Below are 4,946 nucleotides of genomic sequence, written 5' to 3'. Positions count from 1 at the left end.
CGGCGACGTGCGTGCCGTGCCCGCTCTCGCCCACCCCGGGGTCCGGCCGCCAGGCGCCGGTGCGGGCGTCGGGCCGGCCGTCCGCGCAGGAGGCGGAGGCCTTCGGGTCGACGGCGGCGCGCAGGTCCGGGTGGGTGTCGTCGACGCCGGAGTCCAGGACCGCGACCAGCACCTTGCGCAGCGCCTCGGCGCTCGGCACGACGCCGGCGGACACCACCGACGCGTCTCCCACCCGAGCGGTGGCGCCCGCGAGCATGGCCAGGTTCCAGGCGCCCCCCTCCCCCGGATCGGGCACCGTCGCGGTCCCCCCGTCCATCCGATCACCACCCCTCCCGACGCCCGCCCGAGCCCCCGTGGCCGTACCCGCCGTGAAGTACCCCGCGCCCGCCACCGTCCGCGGCGGCGCGACCACCGGCGCGGTCCTGGTCGCCCCGACGGCGGCGATCCCGGGCCGGGCCCGCAACCGGTCGGCGAACGGGCCGGTCGCGTACACCAGCACGGCCCCGATCTGCGGGTACTCCTGGAGCACCTGCCCGCCCGCCGCCCGGCTCTCCGCCCCGGCCCGGGCCGCGCCGGCGGCGTCCTCGTCCTCGGCCAGCACCAGGTAGCTGAGGTAGGCCCGCCCCGGCCCGGACACGTACGGGACGGCGCCACCCCCGACGAGCGCCGTGAGCAGCATCGCGACCAGCGCCCGGGCGGGCCCGCGGACCCGGCGGCGCCGGGCGACGCGGGCGGGCCTGCCCCCCGGGTACGCCTGCGCCATCGCACGGCCTCCGCTCGTCGGTCCGGTGGGTCACGGGGTGGATCAGCTGGGTCTCGGGTGGATCAAGCTTCCGATTCATCACCATATGAGCGGATTGTTATTTCTGCTCCTCAGCTTGCATCCCTCCGCCCGCGCGGCCCCCGGCACCTCCGCCCCGGCCTCCGCCCCACCCCCACGTGTCAGTCCCACCCGGCACCATGGGGGCATGGCGCCCGCACACCCGACCCCGCCCGCCGACGACCCCCTGGCCGGATTCGCCCCGGCCACCCGGGCCTGGTTCACCGGTGCCTTCTCCGCCCCCACCGCCGCCCAGGCCGAGGCCTGGCAGGCCATCCAGCGGGAGACGGACGTCCTGGTGGTCGCCCCCACCGGCTCCGGCAAGACGCTGGCCGCCTTCCTCTCCGCCCTCGACCGGCTCAGCAGCACCCCTCCCCCCGCCGAGCCCAAGCGCCGCTGCCGGGTCCTCTACGTCTCACCGCTCAAGGCCCTCGCGGTGGACGTCGAACGGAACCTGCGCGCCCCGCTGGCCGGCCTGCGCCAGGCCGCCGTCCGGCTCGGCCTGGCGGAGCCCGAGGTCCAGGTCGCCATCCGCTCCGGCGACACCCCGGCCGCCGACCGCCGCCGCTTCGCGACCCACCCGCCGGACATCCTGATCACCACCCCCGAGTCGCTGTTCCTGCTGCTCACCTCCGCCTCCCGGGAGGCCCTGCGCGGCGTGGACACGGTGATCCTGGACGAGGTGCACGCGGTCGCCGGCACCAAGCGCGGTGCCCACCTCGCCCTCAGTCTGGAGCGGCTGGACGAGCTGCTGGACCGCCCGGCCCGCCGGATCGGCCTGTCCGCCACGGTCCGCCCGGTCGAGGAGGTGGCCCGCTTCCTCAGCCCGCAGCGCGGCGCCGCCGTGGTCCAGCCCGCCGCCGCCAAGGACTTCGACCTCTCGGTGGTCGTCCCCGTCCCCGACCTCGACGACCTGCCCGCCGCCCCGGCCGCCGGCGGCGACCCGCAGCGGCTGGGGGTACCTCCGGGCCGTCAGGCCGGGGGCGCATCGATCTGGCCGCACGTCGAGGAGCGGATCGTCGACCTGGTCGAGGCGCACCGCTCGACCATCGTCTTCGCCAACTCCCGCCGGCTGGCCGAGCGGCTGTGCAACCGGCTGAACGAGATCGCCCACGAGCGCGCCACCGGCACCGCCGTCCCCGAGGCGCACGCTCCGGCCGAGCTGATGGGCGGCTCGGGCACGGCCAAGGGCGCGCCCCCGGTCATCGCCCGGGCCCACCACGGCTCCGTCTCCAAGGAGCAACGCGCGCTCGTCGAGGAGGAGTTGAAGGCCGGTCGGCTGCCCGCCGTGGTCGCCACCTCCAGCCTGGAGCTGGGCATCGACATGGGCGCCGTCGAGCTCGTCGTCCAGGTCGAGTCCCCTCCCTCGGTCGCCTCCGGCCTGCAGCGGGTCGGCCGGGCCGGCCATCAGGTCGGCGCCGTCTCCACCGGCGTCTTCTTCCCCAAGTACCGGGGCGACCTGGTGCAGTCCGCCGTGGTCACCGAGCGGATGCGGTCCGGCCGGATCGAGGCGCTGCGCATCCCGCGCAACCCGTTGGACGTGCTCGCCCAGCAGCTGGTCGCGATGACGGCCCTGGACGCCTGGCCGGTGGACGAGCTGCTCGCCGTGGTCCGCCGCGCCGCGCCCTTCGCGACTCTCCCCCAGTCCGCCTTCGACGCCGTGCTCGACATGCTGGCCGGCCGCTACCCCTCGGACGCCTTCGCCGAGTTGCGCCCCCGCCTGGTGTGGGACCGGGTGGCCGGCACGGTGACCGGCCGCCCCGGCGCCCAGCGACTGGCCGTCACCTCCGGCGGCACCATCCCCGACCGCGGCCTGTTCGGCGTCTTCATCGCCGGCACCACCGCGTCCGACGCAGGAACGAACAAGAAGGGTGGCGGCCGCGTCGGAGAGCTCGACGAGGAGATGGTCTACGAGTCCCGCGTCGGCGACGTCTTCACCCTCGGCACCACCTCCTGGCGGATCGAGGAGATCACCCACGACAAGGTGCTGGTCACCCCCGCCCCCGGCGTCCCCGGCCGGCTCCCGTTCTGGAAGGGCGACACCCTCGGCCGTCCGCTCGAACTCGGCCGCGCCCTCGGCGCGTTCACCCGCGAGCTGGGCGGCATGCGGCCCGAGGCCGCCACCGACCGCCTCAAGCAGGCCGGCCTGGACGGCTGGGCGGCCGCCAATCTGCTGGACTACCTGGCCGAGCAGCGCGCCGCCTGCGGCCACCTCCCGGACGACCGCACCATCGTGGTCGAGCGCTTCCGGGACGAGCTCGGCGACTGGCGGATCGTCATCCACTCCCCGTTCGGCGCCCAGGTGCACGCCCCCTGGGCGCTCGCCCTCGGTGCCCGGCTGCGCGAGAAGCACGGCCTGGACCCGCAGGTCATGCACGCCGACGACGGCATCGTGCTCCGTCTGCCCGACGCCGACCTGCTCGGCCTCGACTTCGATCTCAGCAGCCCGCCGGAGCAGTCGAGCCCGGACGAGGCCCCCGTCGGCGCCGACGCCGCCCTGTTCGACCCCGGCGAGATCGAGCAGCTGGTCACCGACCAGGTCGGCGGCTCCGCCCTGTTCGCCTCCCGCTTCCGCGAGTGCGCCGGCCGCGCCCTGCTGCTCCCCCGCCGCAGCCCCGGCCGCCGCACCCCGCTCTGGCAGCAGCGCCAGCGTGCCGCCCAACTCCTCGAAGTCGCCTCGGAGTACGGATCGTTCCCGATCGTCCTGGAGGCCGTCCGGGAGTGCCTGCAGGACGTCTTCGACGTCCCCGGCCTGGTCGAGCTGATGGGCGATCTGGAGTCCCGCGCCGTCCGCCTGGTCGAGGTCACCACCCCCGAGCCCTCACCGTTCGCGCGCTCGCTGCTGTTCGGCTACGTCGCCCAGTTCCTCTACGAGGGTGACTCCCCGCTCGCCGAGCGCCGCGCCGCCGCCCTCTCGCTCGACTCCCGGCTGCTGTCCGAACTCCTCGGCCAGGCCGAGCTGAGCGAATTGCTCGACCCCCAGGTGCTCACCGAGCTGGAGGCCGAGCTCCAGCGCCTCACCCCCGAGCGGCGGATCAAGGACGCCGAGGGCGTCGCCGACGCCCTGCGCCTGCTCGGCCCGCTCACCGAGGCCGAGTTGACCCTCCGCGGCGCCGAGCCGCTCTGGGCCCTGGAGCTGGAGGCGGCCCGCCGGGTGATCCAGGTCCGGATCGCGGGCGAGCAGCGCTGGGCCGCGATCGAGGACGCCGGACGGCTGCGTGACGCGCTGGGCACGCCCCTGCCGGTCGGCGTCCCGGAGGCCTTCACCGAGCCGGTCAAGGACCCGCTGGGCGACCTGATCGCCCGCCACGCCCGCACCCACGGCCCGTTCACCGCCACCGAGGCCGCCGACCGCTACGGCCTGGGCACCGCCGTGGTCACCGGCACCCTGCACCGTCTGACCGCCGCGGGCCGCCTGGTCCAGGGTCAGTACCGGCCGGCCGAGCAGCACACCGCGCCCGAGTGGTGCGACGCCGAGGTGCTGCGCCGGCTGCGCCGCCGCTCGCTGGCCGCCCTGCGCCAGGAGGTCGAGCCGGTCCCGCCGCGCGCCCTGGCCGCCTTCCTGCCGCAGTGGCAGCACCTGGCCGGCCACCGGCTGCGCGGCCCGGACGGCCTGCTGCGGGTGATCGAGCAGCTCCAGGGCACCGCCCTGCCCGCCTCCGCGCTGGAGAAGCTGGTCCTCCCGGCCCGGCTCGCCGACTACTCCCCCGGCCTGCTGGACGAGCTGATGGCGGCCGGCGAGGTCGGCTGGTGCGGGGCCGGCGCCCTGCCCGGCAAGGACGGCTGGCTCAGCCTGCACCTCGCCGAGAACGCCCACCTGTTGCGCCCCGAGCCGGTCCCGCCCGCGCTCACCCCGGTGCACAGCGCCCTGATGTCCGCGCTGGCCGGCGGCTACGGCCTGTTCTTCCGCCAACTCGTCCAGCAGCTCCCGATGGAGACCGCCGAGCCGGAGATCGTCGAGGCGCTCTGGGACCTGGTCTGGGCCGGTTACGTCACCAACGACACCCTCGCCCCGCTGCGCGCCCTGCTCGGCTCCGGCCGGACGGCGGGCGCCACCGCCCACCGCGCTCCCCGGTCCACCCCGCGCGGCCGCTACGGCGGTGCCGGCCGTGCCTTCGGCCGGGTC

Annotated in this window: 2 protein-coding genes; one reads left to right on the top strand and one right to left on the bottom strand. The window is 76.1% G+C overall.

Annotated elements, in window-relative coordinates:
- Window positions 1-763: S8 family serine peptidase (locus KS423_RS38350; RefSeq protein ID WP_224284360.1), on the bottom strand; the 763-nt coding region annotated here is incomplete at its 3' end.
- 205 nt (window positions 764-968) lie between these two features.
- Between KS423_RS38350 and KS423_RS38345 the strand changes: the two genes are divergently transcribed.
- The coding region (locus KS423_RS38345) for an ATP-dependent helicase (protein WP_224284359.1) at window positions 969-4,946 on the top strand (3,978 nt) is incomplete at its 3' end.

It is taken from the genome of Streptomyces sp. LS1784, assembly GCF_020103755.1.
Taxonomy (GTDB): domain Bacteria; phylum Actinomycetota; class Actinomycetes; order Streptomycetales; family Streptomycetaceae; genus Kitasatospora.
The sequence above is the reverse complement of the archived record's forward strand: the minus strand, read 5'-3'. Positions and strand labels throughout refer to the sequence as shown.